The sequence below is a fragment of the Pseudomonas sp. TE3728 genome (genome assembly GCF_056279145.1).
The window spans coordinates 1,172,366-1,196,182 of record NZ_JBWBQT010000001.1; the positions used below are offsets into that span (position 1 = coordinate 1,172,366).

General features: G+C 61.2%; 16 protein-coding genes and 2 pseudogenes. All 18 read right to left on the reverse strand.

The genetic code is table 11. The features are described 5' to 3' along the window. Positions 1–17 precede the first annotated feature (17 nt). Positions 18–2,477, reverse strand: coding sequence for a PAS domain-containing protein (locus ACZ89R_RS04670; RefSeq protein WP_429546535.1), 2,460 nt, complete (start codon positions 2,475–2,477; stop codon positions 18–20). Positions 2,478–2,537: 60 nt separating this feature from the next. Further along, positions 2,538–5,438 (reverse strand): cellulose synthase subunit BcsC-related outer membrane protein, encoded by a 2,901-nt coding sequence (locus ACZ89R_RS04675; RefSeq protein WP_429546534.1) that lies wholly within the window; start codon positions 5,436–5,438, stop codon positions 2,538–2,540. 41 nt (positions 5,439–5,479) lie between these two features. After that, entirely contained in the window at positions 5,480–6,595 is a 1,116-nt protein-coding gene (gene bcsZ / locus ACZ89R_RS04680; RefSeq protein WP_429546533.1) for a cellulose synthase complex periplasmic endoglucanase BcsZ, read from the reverse strand. Beyond that, positions 6,595–8,889: a cellulose biosynthesis cyclic di-GMP-binding regulatory protein BcsB gene (gene bcsB, locus ACZ89R_RS04685; RefSeq protein ID WP_429546532.1), complete on the reverse strand. Its 2,295-nt coding sequence runs from the start codon at positions 8,887–8,889 to the stop codon at positions 6,595–6,597. The genes bcsZ and bcsB overlap by 1 nt, the downstream gene beginning before the upstream one ends. Further along, positions 8,886–11,477 carry a UDP-forming cellulose synthase catalytic subunit gene (gene bcsA, locus ACZ89R_RS04690; protein WP_429546531.1) on the reverse strand — a complete coding sequence of 864 codons (2,592 nt, stop codon included), beginning with the start codon at positions 11,475–11,477 and terminating at the stop codon, positions 8,886–8,888. Before bcsA ends, bcsB begins: the two co-directional genes overlap by 4 nt. Then, entirely contained in the window at positions 11,474–12,196 is a 723-nt protein-coding gene (bcsQ, locus tag ACZ89R_RS04695; protein WP_429546530.1) for a cellulose biosynthesis protein BcsQ, read from the reverse strand. Before bcsQ ends, bcsA begins: the two co-directional genes overlap by 4 nt. Then, positions 12,193–12,417 (reverse strand): cellulose biosynthesis protein BcsR, encoded by a 225-nt coding sequence (bcsR, locus tag ACZ89R_RS04700; protein WP_429546529.1) that lies wholly within the window; start codon positions 12,415–12,417, stop codon positions 12,193–12,195. Before bcsR ends, bcsQ begins: the two co-directional genes overlap by 4 nt. Next, positions 12,414–14,033: a cellulose biosynthesis protein BcsG gene (bcsG, locus tag ACZ89R_RS04705; RefSeq protein WP_429546528.1), complete on the reverse strand. Its 1,620-nt coding sequence runs from the start codon at positions 14,031–14,033 to the stop codon at positions 12,414–12,416. The genes bcsR and bcsG overlap by 4 nt, the downstream gene beginning before the upstream one ends. Next, entirely contained in the window at positions 14,026–14,220 is a 195-nt protein-coding gene (gene bcsF, locus ACZ89R_RS04710; RefSeq protein ID WP_429546527.1) for a cellulose biosynthesis protein BcsF, read from the reverse strand. Before bcsF ends, bcsG begins: the two co-directional genes overlap by 8 nt. Next, on the reverse strand, positions 14,217–15,761 hold the full coding sequence (locus ACZ89R_RS04715; RefSeq protein ID WP_429546526.1) for a BcsE family c-di-GMP-binding protein: 1,545 nt from the start codon (positions 15,759–15,761) through the stop codon (positions 14,217–14,219). The genes bcsF and ACZ89R_RS04715 overlap by 4 nt, the downstream gene beginning before the upstream one ends. Before the next feature lie 249 nt (positions 15,762–16,010). Continuing rightward, positions 16,011–17,645 carry a methyl-accepting chemotaxis protein gene (locus tag ACZ89R_RS04720; protein ID WP_429546525.1) on the reverse strand — a complete coding sequence of 545 codons (1,635 nt, stop codon included), beginning with the start codon at positions 17,643–17,645 and terminating at the stop codon, positions 16,011–16,013. A gap of 85 nt (positions 17,646–17,730) precedes the next feature. Next, positions 17,731–18,465 carry a methyl-accepting chemotaxis protein gene (locus ACZ89R_RS04725; RefSeq protein WP_429547902.1) on the reverse strand — a complete coding sequence of 245 codons (735 nt, stop codon included), beginning with the start codon at positions 18,463–18,465 and terminating at the stop codon, positions 17,731–17,733. Between the two features lie 120 nt (positions 18,466–18,585). Further along, positions 18,586–19,365: pseudogene (locus ACZ89R_RS04730) on the reverse strand (cache domain-containing protein); the annotation flags it as partial. Between the two features lie 138 nt (positions 19,366–19,503). Continuing rightward, complete coding sequence (locus ACZ89R_RS04735; RefSeq protein WP_429546524.1) at positions 19,504–20,565, reverse strand: protein-glutamate methylesterase/protein-glutamine glutaminase; 1,062 nt, start codon at positions 20,563–20,565, stop codon at positions 19,504–19,506. Beyond that, on the reverse strand, positions 20,562–21,074 hold the full coding sequence (locus ACZ89R_RS04740) for a chemotaxis protein CheD (protein WP_429546523.1): 513 nt from the start codon (positions 21,072–21,074) through the stop codon (positions 20,562–20,564). Before ACZ89R_RS04740 ends, ACZ89R_RS04735 begins: the two co-directional genes overlap by 4 nt. Next, positions 21,067–21,873, reverse strand: a complete 807-nt coding sequence (locus tag ACZ89R_RS04745; RefSeq protein WP_429546522.1) for a CheR family methyltransferase — start codon at positions 21,871–21,873, stop codon at positions 21,067–21,069. Before ACZ89R_RS04745 ends, ACZ89R_RS04740 begins: the two co-directional genes overlap by 8 nt. Continuing rightward, complete coding sequence (locus ACZ89R_RS04750) at positions 21,866–22,795, reverse strand: chemotaxis protein CheW (RefSeq protein ID WP_429546521.1); 930 nt, start codon at positions 22,793–22,795, stop codon at positions 21,866–21,868. The genes ACZ89R_RS04745 and ACZ89R_RS04750 overlap by 8 nt, the downstream gene beginning before the upstream one ends. After that, positions 22,792–23,715 (reverse strand): annotated as a pseudogene (locus ACZ89R_RS04755) (methyl-accepting chemotaxis protein); the annotation flags it as partial. The gene ACZ89R_RS04750 and the pseudogene ACZ89R_RS04755, both read right to left, overlap by 4 nt. Between the last annotated feature and the right edge of the window lie 102 nt (positions 23,716–23,817).

Consider the following 23,817-nt stretch of genomic DNA (forward strand, 5'->3'; position numbering starts at 1 on the left):
GAAAACATCCACATGGTTCAGGGAAACTCCAGGTCCGTCTGAAAAGGGATCGCGACCTGCACCCGCACACCCTGCCCCGGGGCGCTGTCCACGCTGACCGTTCCGCCGAGCATGCTTCCCCGCTCGCGCATACCGAGCATGCCGAGGGTGTGCTTGGACAGTTGCTTGGGATCGAAGCCCTTGCCGTCGTCACGCACTTCGATGAACACGTGGTCGGCACTGCGCTGCAGATGTATTTCCACGCGACTTGCCTGGGCATGACGAGCGACGTTGGTCAACGACTCCTGGATCAGGCGGAAAATGGCGGTAGCCCGTTCATCGTCGAGCTCCAATCGATCGGTACATGCCCGCAGCGAACACGCGATGCCGGCATTGTGCGAAAACTCCGCGACCAGCCATTCGAGCGCCGGGATCAATCCCATGTCCAGCGCGGCCGGACGCAGGCTGGTAGCGACGTTACGCACCACCTGAATGACTGCGTCGATCCGCCCCATGAGCGCTTCTACCCGCTCCACCAGCAATGGCTGGCCACTGCCGAACTGCAGGCGCAGCAGGGAAACCCCCATGCGCAATGCCGTGAGTTGTTGCCCCAATTCGTCATGAATTTCCCGGGCTATCCGTTTGCGCTCTTCTTCCCGTGTGCTTTCACGATAACTGTGAAGTACACGCTGCGCGTGTTTGCGCTCGGTGATGTCGCGAGCGATGCACACGACTCTCTGCACGCATCCAGAAGCGTCACGTACAGGTATCAGCGTGGTGTGGAAAGTGCGCAGGCCCGCAGGCAACTGGACCTCCTCCTCTTCGTCGAGCGGCGCATCGCTGTCCACACAGCGTTGGTATTTTGCCATGGCGGTAGCGAGTGCCTGTGGCGCCAGCGTTTGCTCGATCGTCTTGCCGATCAGTTCGGCCCGCCCCACCCCTATGGCCGACTCAAGGGCCGGGTTGACCTCGATGAAACGCAACCCCCCATCGGTCACCTCGAGCAAGAACAGAGGGTCCTGGGAGTTATCGAAAATGTCCCGGTAACGCTGCTCGCTTTCCAACAGCAATTGTTCGGCACGCTTGCGTTCTTCGGCGATGGCCGCCAGATGCCGGGCTTCACGCGTACGGTCGCGCACCTCGTGCTCAAGATGGTCATGGGTGCCCTGAACCCGCTCGGCCATGTTGCCGAAGGCCCGGGCCAGTTCACCGATTTCGTCGGCGGACTGGATCGGCAATTGCGTCGGGCACAGGCGCTCCTTGCCCGCGCCGAGCTGTCGTGTTGCCGCAATCAACCGGAACAATGGAATGGCCACTTGTTTCTGCAAAATGGAACGCAGGATGAGGATCTCCACCAGCAACGTCAGCAGCCCGAGCGCAACCACGATCATCAGGTTATCGACGATAGCCGGGGTCATCAGCGTTCGAGGATAGTGGACCGCAAGCACCCAGGGCGTATCGGGAATGCGGCCCATCGCGACGATATCGTCACGGGTCTGGATAATCTGCGCATGACCCGGCGTCAGCGCGGAGGCGACATTGAGCAATGGAAAGCTGCGAATCATGTCGAGAGAGCGGATGGACGCCTTGCCCGCACTGCTTTTGACCTGTTCCATGGCGTCTGGATGGTAAATCAGCGTGCCTTCATCATCGGCGATGAACAAGCTGCTGTATGCACCCTGCATCGCGGGTTTGGCGGTGCGCGTCATCAATTCATCCAACAGCACATCGACGCTGGCCAGGATCTGGTGCTTGCCGGATGCATCGGCCACATCGGGGGTGGCGATGGTCGTCATCCAGGCATTGTTGGAGAAATCCCAGTACATCCGCGTGAACAGCGTCTCGTTGCCGGAGGTACCGAAGCCGCGCGCATAGAACTCGTAGGTTTCAAGTTCCAGGGCATCCGGCCCCGAGTAGCTGAACACCTTGGCGATATCGGCATCCTGGTAGATAGGAAAACCTTTCTCAGGCACCACGCCGTAGAAGTTGAACAGCCGGCCGTAACTACTCGATCCGTACTTGTAGGACAGCAGATACGACAAGGCAAACCGCGCACGGGTATCGTCGCTGGGCGGGATGTCGGGCGCGTAGGTGGCCGACATCCTGGCGAAGCGCCGTCCATCGGCCAAGGGTTCTCCTTCGAACAAACCGGGACGCTGCGTGTAAGAACCATCGTCGTGGCGATAGAAAATCTGCTCGAAGTCATCCATCAGCCTGGCACGCATGCCGGGAAGGGCCAGGGTCTGCTTGAACTCCTCAAGGAAGTTGCGCTGCAGATCCTTGATTTCCCGAAACGGCAAGGATTCGCGTTGCAGGGTCTGTTCGGTGGACAGCAGCAATTGCCCGGTCACCTCCCTCTCGATCGAGGTGGAGTTGACATAGTAGGAAATCGCCCCCGCGCCCAGGGACACAAGACCAATGCGGAACGTGGCAAGCCGCAGGGCACGCGTCGTTAGCGAATGCTTATGGGGGATGACCTCGGGGATTTCTTGCACCATCATCGACTCCTTTGCCACCATCTCTCGATGGCTGCGATTGACCCGCCCGATATCTGACGATCAGCGCACCAGCGCATAAGGCGTTATAGGCTCCACCGGCAAAGGCAGGTTGCCTTGCCAAGGATCGAAGGTGTAGCGCAAGTAAAGCAGCGCGCGGCTCGGCGCGTAGTCCTCACTGTGTTGCCATGCCAGCCCACCGCCCAGCACCAGGTGGTCGGACAGACGACGCTCAACCCATCCTTGCAGACGAACGTTGGCCCCGCTGGTGCTACTCCCGGCTTTCACCTGGTTGATATCGTCGGCAATCAAGCCCGCCTGTTCGATACCACTCAGCCATTTCGCCCCCGCGCCTTCGAGCGGATAAAGCGCGCTGGCCTCGGTCCGCGCATACGACCAGCCGAGCGAACTGTCCAGGCGCACCGACCAATCGGCGTTGCGCCAGGCATAGTTCAACGGCACTCCCACCGAGTAGTATCGCTGGGGGCTGTAGTACCCCCCCTGGCCCAAGGTGAACTCGCTCAAGTCCTTGTCATACCCCCAGTACATCAGGGTCAGGCCGGAGGTCAGACGTTCGTCGGCGCGGTCGATCAAGTGGTAATAGTAGCCACCCATCGCCGAAAGACGTTGGTTATCGGCCACGTTATCGCCCCGCAACCAATGCGCGCCGAGGCTGCCCCAGAAACCATCCACGGCACTGGTGGCATGATTGAGGTCGAGGCTCAGGCCATTGACGGTGACGCCGCCCCAACGCACGCCGCTGACGGGGTCGACGGCACCGGCATGGGACAGCAGCGAATCGCTCACGGGGCGGCGAGAAGCCGTCAGTTTCCAGTTCAGGGCGTTCCAGTCACTGGCGAAACTGACCCCACCCAACCAGTTCGAGACGGGAAAGCCTTCGGCGGAATGCCCGACATCCAAGGCCCAGTGCTCATCGTGCCAACCGACGGCCACTGTATTGCCGCGCGCGCGTTGGGTATCGCTCCGGCAGCCGTCGGACACCACAGCCCCGCTTGCCCGATCGCGCAGGCGGATCGCGCAAGTGCCGAACCGCGCCCGTTGCAGACCGTCGGCCTCGGTGTCGAAACGGCCGGCATCGAGATCGATATTCTCGATTTGGACAAAGCCCTGGCCGGCGGCGATGGGGGCATCGATGCGCAAGATGGAGGTTTGGGCGAGCAGGTCGGACGTGCCCGGCGTGGTGTTGTCGGAACGCCAGGCAATGTCGTGGTAGAGGTGTACGGTCGGATTCTGCTGCTGATACAGCGCGTCGACTTCCTCGCGCAAGCTGCGAGGCAACCCATCATCGCCGTCCTTTTCCCGACTGGCCAGGGTCAGCGCACGGTCATCACGTGGGCTGGCTTCGGCGCTGGTCAGCAAGCCCACTGCCGCCATTCCCCGGGCGTATTGGTCCAATGCCCGTTGCGGTTGGCGCCTGGCGTTCAGCCGCGCGTCGTTGTGCAATGCATTGGCCTGCGCCAACGATCGCCGACGCTGCAACTGCTCGTCCAGCTCATGCATGGGCGGGCTCCAGGCCTTCGGCGCGATGTGCGCCAATGCCTGCAAAGCCTCGCTGTCTCGCCCATCGGCGCTCAGATACAGGGCCTGGGCATAGCGTGCCTCGGGATTGTTCCCTTGGCGCAGGAGCAACCGGCGCAGGCTGTCATCGGCCGCCGCCGTTTGCCCCAACGCTCGTTGTGCCTTGGCCAGCCGCAAAGCCAACCAGGGATTGTCCTCGTCGAGCGGCCGGGCCTCCAGCAACAGGCGACTGACTTCGGTCCAATCGGACCGTTGCGTGGCGGCATCGGCCAAGGCGTTCAAGCGCGCGAGCCGCAGGCTTTGGCGTAACGTGACCAGATCCCGCGGCTGCCCGGGAGGCAAGCTGTCAAGAAATTGCTCAAGCTTTTGCGGCGACTGCTTCTGGTACAGATGCACCAGCGGCCATGTCACCGCCAGATTGTCCGGTTGCAAGCGGTGCGCCTGCAACAGCAAGGCTTCGGCGCCGATGTCATCGGCGTTGGCCTGGGCGACAGCGGCCAGGCCGATCAGCGCCCTGGCGTCGTTTGGTTTCACACTGTGTGCCTGCCGATAGGCCGTCCCGGCGGCGGCCAGGTCCTTGCGCAGCAAGGCCTTGTCACCCTGGCGCAGCCATACCGAATAATGATCGACGGCTTTGAGCACGCGCTGGCGCTTGGCTGCGGCCTGCCAGGCAGGATCAGCCAGTCTTTGTTGCTGTCGCAGCAGTTGACCGACGGCGGCTTCCTTGAGTGGCGAATCGGGATAATGTGTGAGGAAGCCCTGCCAGCCCTGCACGCTCGCGGGGCTGATCGGCAGGCGACCCAGATAGTTGTATTCCTGCTCGGCGGCCGCGTTGCTTGCCTGGGGATTACTCGCCAGGCGATGCAGGATCGCCTGGCCCTGTGCGTCTTTTTTCTCTGCGATCAGAAGGTTGGCCAGGACCAGTTGCAATCCGACATTTCCCGGGTACTGGCGATCCAACACTTGCAAATGTTCCAAGGCGATCGCTTGCTGCCCAGCCATGGCGCTGCGGGCCCGCCAGTATTCCAGGGCGCTGGCGAGATCCGGCGGGGCATCGCCGAACAATTGCCGGTACGCCCCGAGCGCCTCTTGCGCTTTCCCCGCCTGGGCCAACCTGCGCGCCTGACTCAGGCCTTTCTGTCCGTCCACGCTTTGCAACGTCAACAGGCTTCGGGCCTGGAGCAGTTCCTGGGAATCCGGCGCCTGGCGTTGCAACCGCTCCAGCAGGCGCTCGGCCTGCGCCTGATCATGTTGCAGCAGCGCCTGACGGATCCCGGCCACCAGCACTTGAGGCAGATCGGGAGCGATGAGATTCAGGCGCGCCAAGGCGTCACGGACCAGGTCTTCGCGATAGAGCGCCTCGCCGACACGCATCTGCTCCAGGAACCGTTGCTGCTGGTCAACGGGACCGGTCGACTGGGCCATGACAGGCCCAGACAACCCTGCCAACAACAGCGCCCACCTCGTTACTTTTTGCATGCGCCCGCCCAGTTCGGCAGCAGCCGTCCTTGCCTGTCGAAACGATATCGCCGCTCGTCCCAGCCTTGTCCGAACAAGACCAGGGACTGGTTGTAATAGGCGTCGGGGGCCGGCGGTTCCTGACGCAGCCGTTCACGTTGGATCTTCAAGCTTTCGCCGCCATCAGGTGTGCCGGCCAGCAGCGGCAGCATGGCCGCGGAGAAACCCACGGGGCCCGTGCCGGTATCGGTGCCGGCACGGGTATCAAGTATTTCCGGCACCGCCCCCAAGCGCTTGATCAACGCCGACATGGGTTGGAAATGCTCGAGCAACTCCCGCCGGCCCGGTGCTTGCTCGGCCAGCATGCCGAGCCACAGGTAGACCCGGATGGCGTCGTAGCTGCCCTTGGGGCCCGTCACGCTATCGACCGTCCACCCCTGCCCCGCTCGCCACGACAACCAGTCGGGCGCCAGGCCCCGTGGGGAGCCCTCGATCAGCAACCGTTGCGAATTCTCGGCAAGCTCGGCCCAGATCGGTGCCACTAGGGCAAAGCGCGCCAGCAATTGCGGCGGCAGGTAACTGGGGTTCAGGCGCCAACTGTCGGCACTCTCGAAACCCTGCCCACCCGGCAGCAACATCAGCCCCAGCCCCGGCACTTTGCGCATGCTCTGCGCCGCGCTGAGCCAGAGCATATTGAGCCCCAGCTTTTCATAGTCGGGACGTCGCCACAGCCGACCGGCTTCCAACAAGCTGTAGGCGATCCACAAGTCGGCATCGCTGGCGTTGTTGGGGTCCAGCACCTTCCACTGCCCCTCCTTATCACGGCCCCATTGCCAGGCCGGCAATCGCCGGGACAAGTCGCCGCCGGCCAGATTGTCCTGGGTCCAGCGCAACAACCGCTCGAAATTCACCCGATCATTGGCCACCAAAGCGAAGAACAGGCCATAGCTCTGCCCTTCCGATGTGGTGATCCGCTGATCGGTGGACACGTCGATCACCCGCCCCTCCGGGCTCATCAACGCCTGCCGGTAACCGTCCCAGGCTGGCCAACCGCACTGCGCCGCCTTTACCGGGGCCATCACACTCAAGGTCAACATCAACACCAGGAGTCCTCTCACGCCCATCACTCCCGGCCCGCCAGGCGCCGCCGGGCGATCCAACTGAGCGAGCGCCACAACATGAATGCAATGAGCAGCACGATCAGCACCACCGTCATCGCCAACAGCACCGGGTGTTCGGAGAGCTGGAACCAGAGCAACAGCCACCAAGGCAGATGCCCGACGAAGTACTGTTCGCCGACCTGGCTGCTCTCCACGCCACTGCTGCGTAGCAGCGCTACCGAACCCGCCACGGCGTCCATTTTCGCGCCGTCGGCGAGCGTATCGCGCAGCAATTGGTAATCGGCATCGTCGTGGGCAAGCAGCGCAACGATGCTGCGCTGCTCATGGAACGGCGACTTGAGGCCGACGAATGCGGCAATCGGCGCCTGGGCCGACACCTCGACTCGATGGGCCGCTTGCTCCCTGATGTCATTGAGCTGCCCGGCGCGCGCGGACGATCCGCTCGGCATCTGGTTGGAAGGCTCCAGCAACCAATCATTGAGTTGATTGAGCATCAGGTTGGCATTCACGCTGTCGCCAACGCCCGCGCCCAACCCTCCCAGCACCAGCAGATCGGCGTCCGTGCGGGCCGCCACGCCCCAATCATCGGACAACTGCAGGCCCAGCGCCGACGCGCCGGAACGCGCGCTGATGGTTGCCAGGGTTTCGAGCAAGGTGCTGATCTCTACAGCGCTGCCGCGAGTCGGCACCATGACCAGGGTTTGCGACAGATCGGCCATGCGATTGAACGGAAACCCGCTGCGAGCAAAAGCCTTCAGGTCCGGCATGGCGATGAAATGGTGATAACCGGACAAATCCAGCGTCGAGTTTTCATCGATCGTCGACTGATTACTGGACGGCAAGCTCGTCTGGCAATGATCGCGTTGGGCACTGCCGATCGTGCTGGCGAAGTTGAAGTCAAAACGCAGCGTGTTGCGCTCGCCGACTTTCAACGCAGGCACGAACACCTTCTCGGTGGGGTTGGCCGGATCACTGGACAGCACCGCCAGCCTCAGCCCTTGCAGCTTCGAACTGTCATTGGCGGGCAAAGGAAAACTGCTGATGAATTGATCGTTGAGACTGATGTTCAGCCGTGATTCATCCGTGACGACGCTTGGGGTGTAGCGATAATTGAGCTTGAGGGGGATGCCCTGGCTGCGCCAGACGAACAGGTCCGGCGGCAGGTTCAGGTCGACGCTGATCGGTGCCGGCCGCAAACCGCTCGCCTGCAATTGCCCGGGGTAACTGATCAACTCGGCGAATCGAACCGGACGGTCGGTGCGAATCCAATTGGGTGCGTCGTAGGGTTGCCTCGGTTGCAGTTGCTGCACCTTGTCCACCGTCGCCCGCGAACCGCGCAGCAAATCGCCGCCAAGCGCCAATGCACGCGTTGCGACCAGCAGATCCTCGTCATTGCGACCGAGTACCAGCAGCACCTTGCTGTGCGGCGCGCGAGGGTTCTCGATGATTTGCAGCACCGGGGCTTGTACTTTTGGAAAACGCTCCAGGTCAGCCAGGAATGACGGGCGGTGGTCGTTGGTCGCAAAGACGATGGCCGGCGTGGTCGCCGTCCCGTCGTCGGCCTCGGGCAACTGATCGAACAACACCGGAAAACGCATGCCTCGCCAGCCAGCCCGACTGCCGAAATATGACGCCAGGACGCCCGCTGCGCGCTGCTCGCCCAATGTCGGTGCTGCTGCGAAAACCATGCTCAACGTCGGTTTTTCCTGGCCCCGCGCGTCGAAAAACGGCAGGGGGAAATACGCCAGGTCATTTTTCAGCGACAGCGCCTGTTCATGCAGTTCTATCTCGCTGCGGCGCCCGATATTGACCCATAACGCATTGTTGGCTGGGTCTTCGCAAATGTCCGTGTAATGGCCGATGAACTCCAGGCGCACCCGATTGAAATCGGTGATCAACAGCGGGTCGAGGGCCACATCGCGGAAGGTCTTGCGCCCGAGTTGGTCTTTTTCGATGGGCAGTGCACTGACAAGCACGTCATTGAGATAGACCCGCAGGTGGGACAGCACCGGCAGCAATGCCGGCGACGGGGTGTATTCCAGCCGCAACCTGGCGTCACTGGCGATGCGGTCGCGGCGCAACGAGAACTCGATCTGCTCACTGTCATGAATGCCCAGCAATAGGTTGTCGCCGGGTTGGCCCAACTGGCCAAAGCTGTAGATATTGCTCCAGCTTGGGACCGGCTCAAGCCCTGGCGGCGCGCCCACCACAGGCGATGCCAGGCCTTGGGCCTGCGCCCCACCAATGGCCAGCAGCGCCAGGCCGGCAACCAGGGATCTACGGAAATAGCGACTCATGATGGGCTCACAGAACGAGATGAAGACGAGAAAAATGAAGACGGCATCCGCGGCAGGTAACTCAACAGCCATCCCACCAGCCGCAAGGGAGGGCCGGCTACGCGGCGGACCCACAACGGCAGGAATTGATAGAGCTGGAAATAACCCTTGGTACCGAGTTTAAAAATATCGATCAGGCTGTGCAGCGGCCGGTCCGGCACGTAGTTCTCGCCCCAGTTCAACCAGGCATCGGCGCGGGCAAAGGTGCATTGCACGAAATCGATTTTCTGCCGGGTAGACAGATGAGCGAAGTTGATACCGACAAAACGCTGGTGGCTGCGACTGACCAGGCCGGGAAACATGAACTCTCGGGCGTCACGCTGCATCAGCAATGAAATCCGACCTCCGACCGGCAGCGCCAGCGGCACATCGATTTCGACACCGACGCCGCCATCGGAATAGTCCACCAGCATGCCAGGGTACGAGTGGCCGCTGTCCAGGCGCACCGCGACAGGCAACCGGGTCTGGACCCGATGCGTCTGGCGCACCTGGCGAACCTCGGCGGCCACCGCCACCGCGGCGCCGAGGATCAGCAGGTTGTAGATGACCCACAGCGTACTCACCAGCACCGTACCGATTTCATTGGCCGGTCCAGTGGTCAAACGCCAGCAGGCAAAACCCAATCCGATGATGTTCAGCCCCGCCAGGACCAGGTAGGGCCGGGCGATTTTCCAGTCGAATCGGTTGTGCTCCATCAGCCCGCCCTTGGAGGTGACATTGAAAGAGCCCTTGTTCGGGCTGAACAATGCCACCGTGGTCGGGCGGGCGATGTACCAGGCCAGGACGGTTTCGTAGACCTCGCCCCAGAACGTCTGTCGAAAGCGACCCTGCATGCGCGAATTGGTCAGGCTGGCATGAATCATCGGCGGCAATACATACAGCAGGATCATCATTGCCGGGGCATAGATGATGTAGGCATGCAGCAGCAGGAAGGCCAGGGGCGCGCTCAGGAATACCAGCCGCGGCAAGCCGGCGAGAAAGTGCATCATTGCGTTCGCATAGCAGATCCGCTGGAAGAACGTCAGGCCCTTGCCCAACAGCGGGTTGTCGGTACGGAAAATCTGCGCCATGCCCCGGGCCCAGCGAATGCGCTGGCCGATGTGGGCGGACAAGCTTTCCGTTGCCAGGCCGGCGGCCTGGGGAATGCGCACGTAGGCCGAATTCCAACCGCGGCGGTGCAGGCGCAAGGCGGTATGAGCGTCTTCGGTCACGGTTTCCACCGCGAACCCGCCGATCTCATCCAGCGCCGAACGCCGCAGGACGGCGCAGGAGCCGCAGAAGAACGCCGCGTTCCACATGTCGTTGCCGTCCTGGATCAAGCCATAGAACAGCTCGCCTTCGTTCGGCCGGTTACGGAATACCGCGAGGTTGCGTTCGAAGGGGTCGGCCGACAAGAAGTGGTGAGGTGTCTGGACCAACGCCAGCTTCGGATCACGCAGGAACCAGCCCACCGTCAGTTGCAGGAAGGAGCGCACCGGCATGTGGTCACAATCGAATATCGCAACCAGCTCGCCGTCAATGCGGCCCAAGGCGTGGTTGAGATTGCCGGCCTTGGCGTGGCGATTGTCCGGACGAATGATGTAGCCGACCCCCACCTCGGCGGCGAACTGGCGGAAGGTTTCGCGCTTGCCGTCATCCAGCAGGTATATCCGCAGTTTGTCCTCCGGCCAATCAATGCCCAGAGCCGCATAAACCGTGCCCCGCACCACCGAAAGGTCCTCGTTATAGGTCGGAATCAGCAGATCGACCGTCGGCCAATGACGCGTGTCGTCCGGCAACTGCGCCGGTTCGCGGTTCAGCGGCCAGCAGGTCTGGATGTAACCAAAGATCAGCACGACCCAGGAATAGGTTTCCGCCGCCAGCAATCCCAGGCCGCAGGCCAGGTCCAGGGGTTGGTCCCAATTCAACGTCGAGGTGTAGCGCCACCACAGGTAACGGCAGGAAACGATGACGGACAGCACCACCATCAGCAACGTCGCAAACCGTCCGGGAATGCCCCGCACCAGCAGGGCCAAGCCCCAGAGCAAAAGCCCGAAGACCAGTTGTTCCACGTAACCGAACGGCTCGGTGATGCACAACAGTGTCAGCAAAATCAATTGGATGAATAGAAAACCACCGAGCAGCCATTGGCGGTGCCGCTCCAGGCCTTTCCACCAATGGACGCCTTGAGTGATGCGTGAGTGGTCACGAATACGTCGAGTTTGTTGCGCAAGCGTTTTGCTCAGCCGTTCCCACCACGCTCGATGGAACGCCGCGGCTCGCGACCACCATGGGTAGGCGCTTGAACGCTGCTCTGGCGCGACGGGGTGTACCAACAGTAACCAGACGCTCTGCAGGGCATAACGCAACGGGTCGCCGATGCTCGGCGTCTTGCCGGCCAACTGCGGATACCAGCGTTTTCGATGCTCCAGCAACTGTCGCCAGGCGGGCGATTCCAGACGCAATACCGTCCAGGCCAGGAGACTCCACAGGGCCAACAACAGCGCAACCGGCGGCGGACAATCATGTTCAGCGCGCAATTGCCCATAGGGGAACCAACGAGCGATCACCTCAGCTCACCTTGATGCGCCTGGCACCAGATCGCCAGGCTCAGTACGTCCTGGGCCACCAGGCTGTCCGGCGCATAGCGTCCCACCGGCTGCTTGCTGGCCAGCGCTTCGCGCATCGCTTCATCGCTGTGCACCGTTATTGGCAACAGCCGCGCATCGTAGTGTTGACGCCAGATCAACGCGAGATCGCGTTGAATCTGGCTGGCCGGATCGAAACGATTGAGCAACAAGTTGTCCGCCCTCTCCTCCTGCTGTTGCAGCAACACATGACACGCGGCATCGGCTTCAATGATCTGGATCTGCAACTGGCACGACACAGCGTCATCCTGCCAAGGCGAGCCCCGAGGCAAATCGAACAGGATCCAATCGAAATGCTCCGCCAAAGCGTTCATGCGTCGGTCCCAAAGTCCGGGCCGGTGGTCCAATGCTTGCGCCAGGCGCGACCGGTCGGTCCCGATGAGACGGCCATGGGGCAGCACACTCAAATTCGGCGCAAGACTCCACACCTGGTCAGTCCAGTCCTGACCATCGAGCAAGGCCCGGGCCCATCCACCGGTTTGCGTGACGGCGAGGTTGAAGTGCAGGCGCAGCAGATTCTCCGGGCACATGTCCACCAGCAGTACGCGCTGCTCCAGGGTGTGCAGGGCATAACCGAGCGCCGCCAGCAACGAACTGCTGCCGGTGCCACCACGTATCCCGTACACCCCCAACGAAGTCATGCGGTCACCTGCGGTTCATCGCGACGCACCAACGAGACCCGCGTGCCCGGCGCGTGCTGCGCCTGTTCCAGCTCGGCGAACAAGGGCCAGCGCTCCACCGCGTGGCGCAGCTCCCTCTGGAGCGACACGTCGACGTACTTCAGGGCGGGCAATTGCAGCTCCACCTTCAATCGCGCGATGTCATCGGCCCGCTCGGTGCGCGACATCAGTCTGGCGCTCATTGGGACACCGGACGATAAGGAAGCCATGGGTCTTTCTCCGTGATCCGTACATAAGGCGTTGCGGCGTAATCGAGAACGATGCTGCCTTCGCTTTCGGAAACCAGCCGGGCCTGGGCCAGGCCTGCCAGCAGCGGTTGCCAGTCTGGCTGTTCGTCCCCTGCGGGTGATGGCGCCCCATACAACCGGTCAATGAGCTGGGCCACGGCCAGGTAGCTGCTCGGTTCGCTGACATGCAACGGCATGGAACGAGGATTGCGCCCCATGCCGATCAACTTGATGCCGACCGGTACTTGGGTGATGGACGGACTGGGTATCTCGTGCATGCCGGGGAACTGCATGCGATCACCGCGCAGGGCCGCGCCGTGACTGGGAACCATCACCACGACCACGCGACGGCCACTGAGCTCCAGTTGCTCGATAAACCCGCTAAGGTCATTGAGCAGGACCTGGGCTCTTGTCTTGTAATCGGCACGTTGGAGGTTGCCATCGGCCGCCATGACATGATTGCCCGCGTGCAAAGTCAGGGTGTTATAGAACAGCGCCACCCGCGCCTGAGGCTGCGTTTGACGGTGTTTCCACCAGTCGCCCAGCACTTTGCGATCACGCCACACCGGCGAACCGTCCGGCCCTGAGAGCATGGGCTGCCAATGGTCGGTATCCACGTCCGGCTCCGGCAGCGAACCCAAGGTTTGCACGGCATTCAGAAAGCCCCCGAAACGGCCCGTATGGTTGAACAGTGTCTGGCCTATGAAACCCTGTTTGCCCAGCTCATCGAACAGCAGGCAAGACTCCGGCGCTGGAACGAACAAGTCACGGCGAGGTGGCTGTCCACACCCGGCACGCAACAGCCGAAGCGCCGCTGTGACCTGATCGGAGGCGGCCGAGTTGAAGTGGTCGAACAGCACATCCATCTGCCGCAGCAGCGGGTGGTCGCGCAAACCGACGGCATCCAGATCGTCCCAGGACATGGAATCAATATTGATCAGCAGCAGATCAAAAGGCTGTGCGGCAGCCGTCGCAGGCAAGAACGAGACTCGCCGATCGGCCTCCGAGTCGTAAAACTGCTTCAGATAAACGTCGACAGCCTCACTGGAGGGGGCCGTCTTGTCTGACGGGGCCAGGACGCGGGCCGAGCTCGTTCCGTGCGTTGGCGGCAATACCGACGGATGGGTGACACTCAACCACGCCAGGCCGGCCAGGCTCAGCGTGGTCATGCGCAGCCAAGGCTGGACGAACTGGTACGCCATCACCAACACCAGCAGCCAACCACAGAGGCTCCAGTCAACCAGATCCCCCGCCATTCTGAAAAAATGGCCAAAAGACAGGTCCATCACCGAAGACCATTCGCCCCATTCATCCAGAGGTGGCAGCCAGGTGTCTCGATAGAACAGCGCCATGGCCACCGGCACAGCGACCCACCGACGGATGAAAATAATGGAATGCTTGCGCAGGGGGACCAGCAAAAAAGCCACGAACAACAGGTTGGGCAATACCTGGATGTTCAGATAACCGCCCCACTGCAATGCGAACTTGAGGATGAAATACAGGTTCCAGTGCCCCAGGCCGGGCCAGACCCGGGCGGTGCTCGCGGCAATCTCCGGTTCGAACTTACTCATGGGGCGCCTTCGGGACCACTGGGGTGGAAGTGCGTCGAGGCGAGCGACGGGATTTCAGATAGCGAGGTGGCAGCAAGGACTGAAGCAATGCTTGTCCCTGATGCCAAACGCTGCGCGACAGCCACACACACGCCAGCGTCAACAGACTGCTCACGGCAATCACTTGGAGTAACTCAAAAAGATTCATTCACAGGCATCCGCGAGGGCCAGCGTGATTCGCTGCGGTGTGTGGGCGCCCAACGACGCTTGCGTGCGCAGGGCCGTGTCGGTGCGATCCGGGGCCAGGCGCAACGTCTGCGGCAGGCTGACTGCATTGCTGAATGCCTCATACGGCAAGTCATCGAACTCGGCTAGAGCCTGGCAATCGCTGAACAGGCTGCGCCACGACAGGCGACAGATGTTACCCAGCGCCGCTTCCAGGCCATCGCTACGACAAGCGAACAGAAACAGATAGAAAACCCCATCCACCACGGTGGCGACGTCGCCGAACCGGCGCAGGCTGATCTGGTGCAGACAATGCTCCATCGTCAACGCAGGGCGCGGGTACAGCCGCAACAATTGGTGCTCGACCTCACCGGCGGCACCGCCATAAATTTGCTCCAGTGCCGGCAAAAACTCCCGGGGCGCCAACAGGCCTCGCATCTTCGGCGCACGCAGGCGTTCGATGAGCGATTCCAGGTCACCGCTCAAGCGACCGTGCCTCCAAACCTGCCCCTGTACGCTGTCGACCAGACTGAAGAATCGGGATAACGCGATGCCGAAAGGCACGATGATATTCGCCCCACACGACATCAACAGACGCTCGTCGCGATAGCGCAGGCAAGGCTCCATTTCCCGGACAATGATTTTCAACGCCGTACCGCAGCGTTCGCGCAACTCATACAGTTCCCGCGCCAGCACCTCCACCTGCTGGTCACTGTCGACCGCCACGACAACGCTCGCGGCACGGGCCTGAGCCGCCTGCTCCAACAGGTCGATACGCCGTTCGAATACACGCCAGTGTTGCAACAGTGCCGTAGCACCTTCCAGCACAACGCGCTGGGCAAGATAGATGCGCTGATCATCGGTACGTGTCGGTATCGCCACAGCCTGTTCGGCCCGAGCCAGGCTGAAACCCGTGGCTTGCAGATCGAGTTCGAATGCCTGGGCACCACAGACGCCTCGCTCGTTGTGCCAAAAGTGCGACTGATAGTGGATAACGCCGTCTCGCCGATACAACTGCGCCAGACCGGACAGATGCTCATTGAGACGAATCAGCTCGGCATGCAGGTCGGGGGCCTCACCGTGGCACAGCACCAAGAGCGTGCAACGTTGTTCGCGCAACCAGCGCCTCACCGTGCTGCACCATTGCCGCAGTTGCACCGCATCAAAGGCCTGCCAGCCGCCGGCCGGCAGCATCAACAACACGAGGCTGCCCGGCACCGTTGCAGCGCGCTTCAACTCGCCGGGCAGCGACTTGAGCGCCATGCGGATGGAGGCCTTGGACACTTCAAAAACCCGCAGGTCGACGAGCCCGGCCCGCTCGCCCAAGGCGCTTATCATTTGCTCGGGGTGGTGGCCACACCACACCAGACTCGCCCGGTGCCGCTCGGGCAAGCAGGCCAGGCTCTGGAGCGCCAACGCTTCGACATCACGGGTACGGTCGACAGCCACCCAATACAGTCCTCCTTGACGCATCAACAACTGCTCATCCGGCAGATCCCGGATTGCCAAGGAAACCTGACTCAAGCGTACGCCCCTCCCCTTATAAGTGATGAACGCATGACGGGGCATTCCGAATGCCATGGATCAACATCAGGCAATCGGTCAGAGCAACGCAGCGACAAACACGATCACCGTTCAGCTTCGGAAGCGGCGATATCAAAACAGTGGCGATGATGCCGGGGATAAAGCGCGGGGACTATCAGGTGCGCCTGATTTTAACTAGGCAAAGGGATTACGCTTGTAGGGCTAGCCCTACCCCACACTTCCTGCACGTTAAACCTTGAAATGGCTGACCATCATCTGCAGTTGATTTCCCAGTCGCGCCAACTCGATACTTGAGGCAGCCGTTTCGTCGCTGGCAGCGGCAGTTTGTTCGCAAACGTCACGCACACTCGTGATGCTGCGGCTGATCTCGTCGGCCACGATGCTTTGTTGTTCGGCGGCGGCCGCTATCCGTTGGTTCATCGATTGAATGTCCGACGCCGTGCGAGTGATGCTGGCCAGTGACAAACCAGCATTTCGGGTCAGATCGACACAGCTGTCGGTCAGGCTACGGCTGTTTTTCATCACGAGGGCCACCCGCTCGGTTCCGCTCTGCAAGCCGGCAACCAAGTCTTCAATCTCTTCGGTGGATCTCTGGGTCCGCTGGGCCAGGCCACGGACTTCGTCGGCCACCACGGCAAAACCGCGTCCTGCGTCACCGGCGCGAGCGGCCTCGATGGCGGCATTGAGCGCCAACAGATTGGTTTGCTCGGCCACCGCTTTGATGACGTCCATCACGCTGCCGATCTTTTTGCTCTCCTGCTGCAGCACGGCCACGGCTTCGCTGGAACGGACAACTTCCGTGGCCAGGTTGTCGATATGTGCAATGACCTGAGCGACTACCCTGTCGCCTTCGCGCGCCTCGTCGTCGGCGGCTGCGGCCGCTTGCGACGCTTGTTCGGCGTTACGCGCGACTTCCTGCCCCGTGGCGGTCATTTCATGCATGGCGGTGGCGACCTGATCCGTCTCGATTTTCTGATGGTTGACCCCGACACTCGTTTGCTCGGTCACGGCCGACAGCTCTTCGGCCGCGCTGGCGATCTGCGTCACACCGTCGCGAACACCGCCGATCAGGTTGCGCAGGGTCTCGCCCATGTGTTGGATGCCTTGTTGCAGCACGCCCAGTTCATCACGGCGGGTGACCAACAGATTATGCGTGAGGTCGCCGGCGGCAATGCGTTCGACTGCATAGAGCGTCGCGCGGATTGGACGGGTGATCTGGCGACTGATGATGATAGCGACCAAGATACCCAGCAACAAAGCGGCTCCAGCGGTACCGCCGAGGAGGATCTTGGCTTGTTGAGAGGCCTGGTCGCGCTTCACAACCTGCTCGGTCGCCATCTGCTTACACAATTCAAACAACCGAGTCACTTCCCGGTCCAGACGCTGCTGTGCCTGTTGGATGGCAAGCTGTGCATCGTGTAACGGCCCAACGTCAGCGGTACCAGCATCGCCGGTTGGCTGCTTGCGAGTGACTTCACGAACCTCGAGGGCACGGCTGAATTGGTTGAACGCCTCACGATAATTGCCGGCAATCTTGATACTTTCTTCTATCGCCTGGATGTCCCGAGGAGATTTATGCAATGCACGAGCCCGCAGCAGATTTTGATCGAGAGTGTCCAATTGCCTGAGTACGGCCGCAGCACCTCCAGAGCCATTATTCAGGGTGTACAACAGACGCGCGATGCGCAGGTCCTTGGTGGTCTTTTCAACTTCCGATATCGACATTTGCTTGTCTGCACGCTCGCTCAAGGTGTCCAACCCGAACCAACCGGCAAAGGCGATGATCAACGTCAGCAGCAAGACCAGAGAGAAGCCCACTGCAAGCTTCAGATTAACGCTCAGATTACCCAACAGTTTATTCATCAAAATTTTACTCGCAGAGCCTTTCGCTCTTTAGTTTCAGGTAACTGAATTTCTGAACCGCAAAACATGGTCTGCGGACCTAGGTTCAAACTCGAAACTGGCCCAGCAACCGATCCAACTGGCCGGCCAATTGCCGCACGTTCTGGCTGGCGGCACTGGTTCGTTCGCAGGCCTGAGAGTTGTCCTGAGCAAGGCCGCTGGCCTGGGTGACATTGCGGTTGATGTCTTCGACCGCCTGGGATTGTTGAGAGGTCGCGCTGGCAATGGAGGCATTGAGCCCGGTCAGGTTACGCAGGGACTGGCCGATTTGATCCAGACTGCGGCTAGCCAGGTTTGCTTGCTCGATAGTCAGTTGCGAACCCTGGCGGCTCTCGTCGATCACCTTGACCGCGGCGTCGGAATTACGCTGCAAGGTTTCGATCATGCCCTGGATCTCAGTGGTCGATAGCTGAGTGCGCTGAGCCAGCATGCGTACTTCGTCCGCCACCACGGCAAAGCCTCGGCCCTGCTCCCCTGCCCTCGCCGCTTCGATGGCGGCATTGAGGGCAAGCAGGTTGGTTTGCTCGGCAATGGCGCGAATCACTTCAAGCACCCTTCCGATCTGGGTACTTTCCTGCGAAAGGGCCTGAATGACCGCCACTGCTTGCTCGATAGTCCCAGACAACTGCTCGATCTGCCGTGAACAATTGTCGATACTGCTTTGCCCCAACCGGGCTCGCTCGTCGGCGTCACGCACTTCCCCGGCGGCCTGTTCAGCATTCTTCGCCACATCCTGGACGCCGTACGTCACCTCATCGATCGCCGTCGCCACCCGCTCCATCTGTTGCGACTGCTGGGCGCTGTGCCCCTGGCTTTCGGTGGCGATGGCATTGAGCGAAGCCGATGCCTGATTCAGCGCATTGGCCGCTTGCAACGACTGCTCGATCACGTCCCGCAGTTTTCCAGTGAAACCGTTGAAGTGACCGGCCAGTGCGGCCAGCTCATCTTGACCGCGAGCGTCCAGTTGACGCGTAAGGTCGCCGTCTGCGCCGGCAATATCGGCCATCGCGCGCACCGCGTCGTTCAATGGCCCGGTGATGCTCTTGCTGATCAGTATGATCAGGCCGCCCAGCAGCAGGCCGATGCCCAGGAGCACAGCGCCAGCTTTCCACATCTGAGCACGGAACGCGGCCTGCACGTCATCGGTGTAGGTGCCTGAACCGAGTACCCAAGCCCAAGGCGTGAACAGTTGGACATAGGATATTTTCGGCACCGGCTCGCTGGCGCCCGGCTTGGGCCAGCGATAGCCCACCAAGCCACTGCCCTGGCTCTTGGCGACTGCCACCATGTCCATGAACAGGGCCTTGCCATCGGGGTCCTTGAAGCCGGAGAGGTCTTGGCCGTCAAGCTTGGCATTGGTTGGATGCATCAGCATTTTTGGCGCGAGATCGTTGATCCACAGATAGTTATCGCCGTCATAACGCAATTTGCGCACCATTGCGATGGCTTGTTTCTGGGCATCTTCGCGGCTTAGTGTGCCGGCTTTTTCCATACTGTGAAAATGCTCGAGTATGTTCATCGAGACTTCAACCACTTGCCGGGTCTTGTCTTCCTTGGCGGTGTATTCCTCAGTGTAGATCTGGCGCAACATCGTCAAGCCGAGTAGAAGCAGCATGATCATGGCGAACAGAAGGACGATCCACAGCCGACGGCTGATGGGCATATTACGAAGCGTTTTCATTTGAATATTCGATTCTCGTAAGGCGAAGGTGATTTTTCAGGCTCCGGGCGCGGACCTCTATTCAGCCGCACAACCCATCACCCTTGCAGGGCCGTCAGCGCCCATCGAAATAAGTGGGTTCTCTGGAAAAGCTTGTACTCATCGTCTGCCGGTCATGCCGGCAAGGATTGCTGCGGGGATCTCATCGAGGGACAGCATCCGCTCCACCGCGCCCAGCTTGAACGCCTCCTTTGGCATGCCGAAAACGACGCAGCTGTCCTCGTCCTGGGCCAGGGTTCGAGCACCGGCCTCGCGCATTTCCTTCAGGCCGCGCGCACCGTCGTCGCCCATGCCAGTCATGATGATTCCCAGCGCGTTGCAGCCGGCCGCACGGGCAGTGGAGCGAAACAGCACGTCGACCGAAGGGCGGTGCCGACTGACCGGCGGGCCATCCCGAATCTCCACCTGATACTGCGCACCACTTCGCATGAGCAGCATGTGCCGCCCACCGGGAGCGATCAGCGCTCGCCCCGGCATGACCCGATCGCCGTTGCGCGCCTCCAGCACCTCGATACGACACAGCCGATTCAGCCGCTCGGCGAAGGCGGCGGTGAAGCGCTCCGGCATGTGCTGGACAATGACCAGCCCCGGACAGACCAGCGGCAGGCGGGTAAGTATCGCCTCCAACGCCTGGGTGCCGCCGGTAGAGGTGCCGATGGCCACCAGCGTCTCGGTGGTCCGTGCCATCGCCAGGCTTGTGGCCGGCAGGATCGCGTCGGCGGACAGTCTGACAGCGGCCTGGGGAACCAGCCGGCGCAGGTTGGCCCGCGCCGCGCTCTGGATCGCCTGGACCAGTTCATCGACGCAATCGTGGAGAAATTGCTTGAGCCCCAACCTGGGCTTACTGACGATGCCGACCGCCCCTTCCGCCAGCGCTTGCAAGGTCGTCTGCGCCCCGGCCTCGGTCAACGTGGAACAAATCACCACCGGCGTCGGTCGCTCCAACATCAGTTTTCTCAGGAATGTGATGCCGTCCATGCGTGGCATTTCCACATCCAGCACCAGCACGTCGGGCCATTGCCGTTGCATCTTTTCCAAAGCAAACAGCGGATCGATGGCCACGCCTATCACCTCGATCCCCGGCTGTGCGGCGAGCACGGTCGACAGCACCTGGCGCACCACGGCGGAGTCGTCGACGATCATCACCTTGATGGGCGTCATGCGCGCTTCCCCTGGTGTGGATCCAGCGTCGGTGCAATGTGCTTGAGCGAAACATGGCCACTCCAGAGATCGAAGATCAGGTTCCGGTGCCCGACCCCCTCCACATGGGTACCGCTGCACGTCAAACCATGGACCTGCAGCAATTGCCTCGCGGCGTCGACATTCTTCTTGCCCACGTGCTTGTCCTTGTGCCTACCGATAGAGGGAAACATGTTGCCGCCGCCGAATAGCTGGATGCGGAATTCCGAGGGCGAGACACCGTGAGCGCGAGCTTCACGCAGCATCAACTCAATGGCTTCGTCGCCATAACGGCCGTCCAGCTCCCCGGTTGGCGGGTGCGGCCGGGTCGGCAGCATGAAGTGGCACATGCCACCGATCAGCAGCCTGGGATGCCAACACACCAGCGATACACAGGAGCCCAGCAATGTCCGGATGCGCGTGTAGCGATCGCCGAAATACAAATCGCCCGGCTGCAAAAAGATCTCGATGAAGCCGTCGGGTCTACGCATGAGGCTTGCGGTAGATGGAAGGGGCCACGACTTTAAGCTCGTCGCAGACACCGTTCAGGCTCTCCGAGTGACTGACGATGAAATAGCCGCCCGGCTTGAGCAGCGGCAGCATGCGCCGCACTACTTGACGCTTGGTTTCGAGGTCGAAATAGATCATTACGTTACGCAGGAAAATCACCTCGAACTCACCCAACTGCGGCAACGCTGAATTCAGATTGATCTGCTGGAAACGCAGGCGGTTGCGCAACGCCGGATCTATCAGCAACTTATCGGCGTGCTCGCCAACCCCCTTGAGGCAATGTCTGATCAACAGCGGCCGTGGAATGTTTTCCGCATCGGCAATGTCGTACAAGCCCGCGCGAGCCTTTTCCAGCATCCGCGTGCTGAGGTCCGAGGCGAGCAATTCCCAGGGGCGATTGCCGAGGGCGTCGGCCAAGGTCATGGCAATGCTGTAGGGCTCCTCGCCGGAAGAGCAGGCGCCACTCCAGACACGCAAGTTGGAACGGTCGAGCAACTCCGGCAGGATCCGCTCACGGAGGAAGTCGAAATGCTTCGGTTCGCGAAAAAAATAGGTTTCATTGGTGGTCAACAGATCCACCGCGACCTGCAGTTCGGCGCGCTCGCTCATCAGCAGCCGAAAGTATTCGCCATAGCCGGACAAGCCATGCTGGCGGACGCGCTTGGCCAGGCGACCGCTGACCAGCGGCTTCTTGGCATCGGACATGCTGATCCCGGCGATCTCGAAAATCATGCCGCGAAACTGCTGGAACTCTTTATCGGAGAGCACCGGATTATTCATTTTCAGGTCTCCTTGGGCCGAGGGCGAGGAACTCATTGGCAGAAAGGCCTTGCCCGATATCCAGCAAGGTGACGCCCTGATTGTCGATCGTGACGGTGCCGCGGATGAAATCGCTCGGAATTCCGCTGTTCGATGTTGCCGGCGACTGGATGTCCAGCGCAGGGATCGGCAGCACGTTGACAACCGCATCGACCAGAACACCGATCAACTGCATGCCGTCGTCGCGCATCACTTCGAAAATGATGATGCTGGTGCCTGAGCCGATCTCTATCGGCGGCCCACCGAAATGTGAACCCAAGTCGATCACCGGCACCAGCGCATCGCGCACCCTGATCGCCCGACGCAACCGCGTCGACAGACCGGACCCGGCAACGATTCGAGCGGCCCCGACGATCGTTTCGACACTGGATGCACTCACCGCGAACGGCTCGCCCCCAAGTGTAAAAAAGAGGTAGTGATTGTTGGCGACAATTGTGTCGGCGGTCGGCAATGCCCCCCTGTCCATATCGACAAAGAGCTGCTCTGTATCAAGTAATCGAGCAGCGAGCCCGTTCAGCTGGCGCACTTTTTCGTCAAGTTCACTGAGTTCCATGTGTAACCGAACATCGGGTTGCTCGCCGATGGCTCCATAACCCACATGACGACGGGAATCGCCGTCCTCTTGCCTGTTAGAGGGCATCTCGAGGTGCTTTGTCGCAAGCACTTGCGAGATAGCGCTGAGTTGTTCGATCGCGTATCGATTGAAGCGCTCGAGGTCGTCGGACCCGGCATCGACCAGCGACGCAGTTGGAACACTTGCCTGCCTGTCGATGCGCCGCTCCGACCGGTGGCGAATGCTCAAGACGACGAGTATCACGATGCCTAGCGCCAGGGACGCAAGTAGCCAGAACACCAGGTTGCCGGCGTCAATCAATGAGCTCATTGCATTGCTCCTGACCGCGCACGCTCGTGGTGACCCTCAAGCGTGAAAAACCCCATCAATCGCTGCAATCGCTCGGCCTGGCCACTCATTTCCTCGGCCATGGCCGCCAGCGCTCCGGAGGCCGAAACGTTCTGATGGGTAATCTGGTTGAGCTGATTCATGGCCGAGCTGATCTGACCCACGCCTAAGGACTGCTCTTCGGAAGCGGCAGCGATCTCCTGGACCAGAACGCTGGTTTTCGCGATGCCGGGAACGATCTCGTCCAGCAGACTGCCGGCACGCTCGGCCAATGCCACGCTGTCCTTTGCCACCTCACCGATCTCCTGAGCCGCAACCTGGCTGCGCTCGGCCAACTTGCGCACCTCGCCGGCCACCACGGCAAAGCCCTTACCATGCACGCCGGCACGCGCCGCCTCGATGGCGGCATTCAGGGCGAGCAGGTCAGTCTGGTAGGCGATGTCATCGATGATGCCGATCCTTTCTGCGATGCTTTTCATCGCCTGCAATGTCTCCTTCACCGCGCGATCGCCCTCCCCGGCTTCCCTGGCGACAGCGAGCGCGATGTCTTCGGTCACTTTGGCGTTGCTCCGGTTGCGCAGAATCGAGGCCGAGACCTGTTGGGTCGACGCCTCGGTCCTGCTCATGCTCGCCGCCTGCTCGTCGCTCGCCTGGCTCATGCTCTGGGCAGTGCTTGCAAGCTCTTCCGAGGAACTCGACAAGATACTCACAGCGGCCCGTACTTCGCCGATAACCTGCACATGCTGCTTGAGCATACGTTGCAACGCGGACAGCAATTGCCCCACCTCATCCGTACTGGTGACATCGATTTTCATCGTCAAGTCGCCATTAGCCAGACGGTGGGCCACACTGACCGCCCGACTCAAGGGGCGGCTGAGCATGCGCGAGACCAGCACTTGCAGCACGGCGATCACCAACAGGCACAACAGGACACCGCTCACCGCAATACACAGGAACGCCGCGTTACCCTGCCGGTCACCTTCAGCCTTGGGGTAAGCCATGAT